The following is a 6,331-nucleotide window of genomic DNA, read 5'->3' as shown; positions in this document are numbered from 1 at the left end:
GCTGCTGAGATAAAGCGCTTGCTTGTTGGGCAATACTATTAAGGTATTTTTGTTCTACATTATCTTTTTTACTAAACCATTTTACCCAATTAACTAACCTTAAAGACAAAGGATAAGGCTCCCAGCCATTACCTAAACAAGGAGGATTCTCACTAATCCATTTATTGATAAATGCGTAATGTAACTCCTCTCGATCTTTATATGTATTTGAACTTAAGTCATCAAAATAATGCAGGTTATATAACCATAGCTTTTCACGTAAAGGGTTATTCCAATCCGCCTTTTCAGCTATAACAGCTTCTTCATTTAAAAAGAGGACTTTATTATTGGCAAAGATACATTGCTTCATGAGAGATAGCCCCCCCCAATGCCAATTATTGCAACTTTCAACAGTATGATACGTTACTTTTGGCTTCTTTAATTTATAAAGAGCCCTAAAATAAAACTGTTCATATCTAAGATATTTAATAGTGTAATAAAAATTAGAAAACTTATTTATCAAGCTCATGAACTTTCAAATTCACCTTTCCAGAGACGGTTTTTATAGCTGAAGGAATTTGTTTGAACTCAAACTGAATTCCAACATTAGTAGAGTCAAAATATTTTTCTGCTTGCTTAGGATCTAAATGACCGTCAGCAACGTATAAAATTGTCGCAAAACCTCTATGCTCTTGAAATACTTGTATTGTCTTAGAGAAGTTAAATAGTTCATGATGTCGACCAAAAATCAATCCTGTCAAAGGTATTTTCTTGCCCGTAATATCTTCAATAAATTCACCACTTCGGCCTTTCTTCATGCAGAATGAATCAAGAACCCCATCAATAATTATTGGGTCAGAAATTTCATCCTCTGTATTGTACCGAATAAAAGGAGTTGCAAACGAATTATAAGAAGTACCTATAAGCTTAGAATCACAAGTCTCTGCAAAACCATAAGTTTGCATTGTTTTATAAAGAAAAGGAGTATCATCTTCATATGCCATTATGCACCTTTCAGAGTGACCATAAAATGCTTGAGATTTAACTGAAAAAGTACTTTCAATAAATTCTCTCCAATGAGGATGCGGATGCTCCGAGCTGAAAAAAACACCACGGAGTTTACTTTTAATAAGCTTTAAAAGCTGTGATTCGCCCGAACAAAAAACTGCAAACTCATAAATAGCACTTGGATAGCCGTGTAGGTACTGTATATTATTATTCTTAAAAACCTTATAAATCTTATTAGTGCACTTATTGTAATCACTATATATATCCACACTAAAAGAATTTCTTAACGGGTCATACTCTATAAAGTCAGAAATATTACTTCTTCCATGAAAATTCATTTTAAAAGTGCTTTGCTTAAAACCAAGCAGTGACCACATTTTATGGATATGAGCCCACTCATGCCCAATTGCCTGCGGAGATGTAAAAAAGTAAAAAGGCTCTCCTGTACTTCCACCTGTATTTGCTAAAGCTCTTCCAGGTTCCTCATAGCTAAGCTCATCCAAACTAAAACGCTTTAATATTGATTTTGATATAACTGGCACATCTTTTATATCTTCAAAACTTCTAAGGCTGTTGATATCATAGCCTTGCTCACTATAATATTTTTGGTAAAAGGAAACATTCTCATAAGCATGCATAGCTATCTTTTTGAACCTTTCAAAAATAAACTTTTTACGCTCATTATAATTAAGTTTTTCATATAACTTTATATCAGCTTGCCCCACATTATAAGAGGAGGAAATCCCCGGTCTAATTGAATATGGAATAGTCGAAATTATCTTCCCAAGAGAGGGGCCTATTGGGAGTTTATTGAAATTATTCTTTAATAAAAAAGTCAACTTGCTCATTTCAACCCAACTCTTACTAGCCAATTTATACCTAGAGTCCTAAAATAATTGAATGCATTCTTAAAAAGTATGCTGTATTTATTATTATTTGAGAAGTATACAGGTATTAGCTTTTTGTGGTGCCTTTCACGTTTAAAAAAATTATCATAGTCAGAAAAAGACATTCCTTTAAAAGGAGACAGTTCATTCAATGTAACGGAACTATCTAAAGGTTCTGAAAATAAGTACTTAACTTCGGAAGTTTCTGTATCGTTCTCAAAAAAATGGCACATATGATCTCCAGATAAACTGTATTCAAACGCCAATTGTAAGTTACAAAAATCAGGAAACTTCAATTTTCCATTAACAAAAACATTTTGCTCAAAAAGCCAGTTTCCAATACTATAAATTATTGGTTTTCCTTTATATATTTCATAACCCTGAACTCTATGAGGGTGAGCACCTACGATTAAATCGCAACCAAGATCAATTAATTCAAATGCTAACCTACGCTGCGATGGCATTGGATATTTTTCTAATTCATAATCCCAATGAAATAATATGACAACCTTTTTATTCGGGAATTGTTGTTTATATTTCAAAAGCTCACTTTTAACATGAGTTTCCTTTAATGGGTTAACACCTGGTTTTCTTTTTGAAGCACTAGGACACTCAATAACAGACCAACCAAACGTCAAAACAATTAACTCATTCATTATTAATGGCTTAGAGGCATCTTCAAGACATTCCCCAGCACCAAAGTATGGTTTTCGAAGTTTCTTTAAGTTGTTTAAAGTTTCACTAATATCTTTGTTATCAAGAATGTGGTTGTTTGCTAAATTAAATGAAACATCCAAATTTTTATAATATGACTCAATGCATTTGAACGAATTTACAACTAGCTTATCTGATAAGTATTTACGAGTATCCGTAACTAAAGCACCTTCTAAGTTAACAATAATCGGCATATCTAAAAACCAGCTTGGAGCAGTGAGTCTGATACCTTTTTGACCCGATAAAGAAACATCTCCTACAAAAATTAAGGAATCCTTGCTAATTTGCACGTTGTAAGTCCCCAACTTGGTCTATGAATTGCTTTGTTAATTGTGTAGAAATGTAATTTTCATTAAAAAGTGAATAGCAACACTGAGACATTTCAGAATACTCACTAAAACTAACGGATTTAACACGGTTTAGTAGCTGATGAAAACTATTTACATCATTGGGTTTGCAAAGAAAGCCTGTTTCGCCCTCGATCACTATTTCAGGAATGTACTGCCAATATGTTGACAAAACAGGCACACCAATTGAGTAAGCCTCTAATATAACACCGGGGTATCCCTCACCAAAATGAAAAGTAGGCAGCGCTAAATAGTCAGCATTTTTGATTAATGTATATATTTTTTCAGAAGGGACTGCGCCTAGATAATTACAATTACTCAACTTACCCATAGCATCTAGGAGGCAATCATCAACACTAGGACCTACAAATTCAAAAGAGATATCAGGAAAAAGTTTAGCTGCCTCAAGAATTACACCAACTCCTTTGTCCTTCTTAAGTACACCTACAAATACTATCTTATTAGAAAACTTCGATTTGACGATTCTATTGCCAATAGCCTTCCTAGAATTCGCATAGTGCTTAATATTTGAATCCGGAAATTTCTTTGCGAAAAAATCAACAAGTCCATGGGTCTCAAAATATATCAAATCTGCATTTTTTAAAACGAAACTAACCAACATTTTTTTTACAATATTTGAGTTAGTGTAATATTTATCAAATTGTCCACCAAACATTCTGAAAACTGATTTTTTAAAAAAAAGCTTACATAGAATAATAATAATTGGTGCTATGAATGTAGCTCCACCTTTACTAACATGAATTGAATTAATTGAGCATTTAAAAAAATTAATAATAAAATTAAAAAAAGAGGATATCGAAGCGTTACTTAATGACAAATCAGACTTATACACATCATAACCACTATCTAACTCCTTTATTTCATTATATAATTGCTTCACTAAAATCGTAGTCCCTCCTTCAGGAGGTGGGAATGAAGCAATAATATTTAGCTTTACTTTTTTATCATTCAAAAAAATGACTCCTAAACGTAATCTTTCTTTTCTATTCCGGTTTTAATAACTCTTCCAGGAATACCTACAACCAATGAATTGGGTGGAATACTTTTAACAACGACAGAATTAGCACCAATTACTACATTATCTCCGATTGTTATATCCCCTAAAATCTTTGCACCTGCACCGACATAAACATCATTACCCAAAATTGGGACATTTAATTTTTTACTTGTGCCACCTATAGTAACCGACTGATCTATATGACAGCCTTGACCAATCCGAGCTCGAGCATGGATTACAATATTAAGCCCGCCATAACCCAAAATTAAGTCTTTTGGTAAATCAGTTTTCTCTGACAAATAGCAACCAAACACAAAACGTATAAATAATGAAATTAACTTAGGCAATATTGGGATATTATTACTATATAATTTAAATGATAGTCTTTGTAGATTTAGAGGGTTCATATAAAATCCAAAATCATTCTTTTTCCGAGTATAAAGCTTTATATTGTTCAGCCATTTTAGTATCTGTAAAGCTAGAAATATACAGCTCGTGTAACAATGACCCTTTTATTGATAAAGTTGAAGGATTTTTCTTAATTTCTGAAAATATAGAAAGAAAACTTCTTTTATCGTCGACTTGATAAATATAAGAGTTATCATCATTAACAATTTCTCTTACACCACCTACATCCGTAGTAATCACAGGTAATGAATGTTGAGCAGCTTCTAAGATTACAAGTGGTAAACCTTCATATTTACTTGTAATTAGTAAAAGATCAGATATAGAAAAGTAATCATGTACATTTTCCTTGTAACCTAAGAAGTGTATCTTAGACTTAACTTCTGAAGGTAATGCATTATACTTTTCATCTATCAATTTATAATAAACCTGCTCATTAGTTGGATCTTCACCAATTATAACAAGGCTTATATTTCCGTTAAATAAAGAAAATAAATTTTCGAAGTTATTGATAGTGAATATCTGATTTTTTTCGAAATACAGCCTGCCAATTTGAACAATTACTAAGTCACATTCTGGAATCGAAAGTTCATTATAAAAAGAGTTTTTATTAACAGATGCTTTAACTTCAGCAACACCATTAACTACCTTCTTCGTTGCGAAACCAAAATATATATCACTTTTAATTTTTAGCTCACTACTAATAGCAACAAATTCAACACCAATTCGGTTTAAAAGTTGGTATATGAACTTAATCTTACCTCTGGCTTCAACATCTGGTAAAGAATGGATAGTATGAATTTTTTTTACATTAAAGAAAAAGAAAAGAAATAAATAAAGATATATGCCAGACAAATGAGAATGAAAAACTTCATATTTATTTTTTATTAAATATTGAATAAGAATTAGTAAATTCTTTAAGAAAACAAATACTCCATGCTCTTTCTCTAAAAATATTACTTTAACTTTTGGATCTAGTTTCTTAATTATTTTTTTGTACTTAGAATCCTTTTTCTCCGAACCATTAACGCTAACAATAAGAACTTCATCACCTTGTTCAACTAAGCTATTAGCTAACGTCACTGCCAGACTTTCACCACCGCCACCATAAAAACTTGGTATGAACTTAACGATTTTCATAACTAACCTCATTTACTTCTGATTTCATTTGTGCAGTAATTAATGTAAAGAGAGCTATAAACCATAAAGTTTCAGATACTCTTGCTATATACAACGTGGGCATGGACATACCATTAACAAAAAACAACACCAAAATGCAAAGTAATCTTCTATCATTCATGATTTTTCTACTTGCCATTATATAAACTATTAAAAGTATATAAATTAATCCGAAGAAAACTCCTAGGTAAGAAAAAATAAACAAATATAAATTATCAAGAGCTACTAGTTGTGAAGAAGGTATTCCCATCAAGAAGTAGCGTAAACTTGTTAACTTAGTAATAAGTTCATCCCAATAGAGCATTCTCGCACTATAAATACTGCTCCCATCGGAGTTAGATAAATAAACTGCATTGATAAACCTATCCACTATTCTGAGGTCAATATTATCTGCACCGACAAGAAAAGAAAGAAACGCAATGACCAACGTTAAAATCATTACTTGAATAATTATCTTAACATCTCTATTTATCAAAAAAGAGATGAATAGCGTGATAAATAATGATAGAGCTGCGCCTCTAGATTCACTAAAATACAAGTTTATCAAAGCGAGCAATATAATTGCTCCGGAAAAAGTCAAACTTTTAAAGGGTTTGTACAAAAAAACTAATAGAATTATTAATGCACTATAAAACCCAAGAGTGTTCGGTTGCCCATCAAAAACTGAGAAAGCTCTTCCAAACTTTAAGACTAGCTCAGTGGAATCCTGGCCTGTACCTCTTGGATAGTATTCAAGTAATAATATATCTACACCATCTAGGCCAATACCTTGCAACAAACCAACTATTAAAGGA

At 31.9% G+C, this 6,331-nt stretch carries 6 protein-coding genes and 1 pseudogene; all 7 read right to left on the bottom strand.

The window, feature by feature from the left end; all coding sequences use genetic code 11:
* Positions 1–502 (bottom strand): annotated as a pseudogene (locus tag ACN0WY_RS17210) (hypothetical protein); the annotation flags it as partial.
* On the bottom strand, positions 492–1,835 hold the full coding sequence (locus ACN0WY_RS17205) for a hypothetical protein (protein WP_118844680.1): 1,344 nt from the start codon (positions 1,833–1,835) through the stop codon (positions 492–494). The gene ACN0WY_RS17205 and the pseudogene ACN0WY_RS17210, both read right to left, overlap by 11 nt.
* Positions 1,832–2,878, bottom strand: coding sequence for a CapA family protein (locus ACN0WY_RS17200; RefSeq protein ID WP_417801168.1), 1,047 nt, complete (start codon positions 2,876–2,878; stop codon positions 1,832–1,834). The genes ACN0WY_RS17205 and ACN0WY_RS17200 overlap by 4 nt, the downstream gene beginning before the upstream one ends.
* Positions 2,868–3,908: a glycosyltransferase family 4 protein gene (locus ACN0WY_RS17195; protein ID WP_417801167.1), complete on the bottom strand. Its 1,041-nt coding sequence runs from the start codon at positions 3,906–3,908 to the stop codon at positions 2,868–2,870. The genes ACN0WY_RS17200 and ACN0WY_RS17195 overlap by 11 nt, the downstream gene beginning before the upstream one ends.
* 11 nt (positions 3,909–3,919) lie before the next feature.
* Positions 3,920–4,300 (bottom strand): serine O-acetyltransferase, encoded by a 381-nt coding sequence (locus ACN0WY_RS17190; RefSeq protein WP_417801166.1) that lies wholly within the window; start codon positions 4,298–4,300, stop codon positions 3,920–3,922.
* Positions 4,301–4,373: 73 nt separating this feature from the next.
* Positions 4,374–5,498, bottom strand: coding sequence for a glycosyltransferase family 4 protein (locus ACN0WY_RS17185; protein WP_417801165.1), 1,125 nt, complete (start codon positions 5,496–5,498; stop codon positions 4,374–4,376).
* Positions 5,485–6,331: hypothetical protein (locus ACN0WY_RS17180; protein WP_417801164.1), on the bottom strand; the 847-nt coding region annotated here is incomplete at its 5' end. The genes ACN0WY_RS17185 and ACN0WY_RS17180, both read right to left, overlap by 14 nt.

It is taken from the genome of Tenacibaculum sp., from assembly GCF_048269885.1.
GTDB lineage: Bacteria > Bacteroidota > Bacteroidia > Flavobacteriales > Flavobacteriaceae > Polaribacter.
Note: the sequence above shows the minus strand (reverse complement) of the source record. Positions and strands in the feature narration are given on the sequence as shown.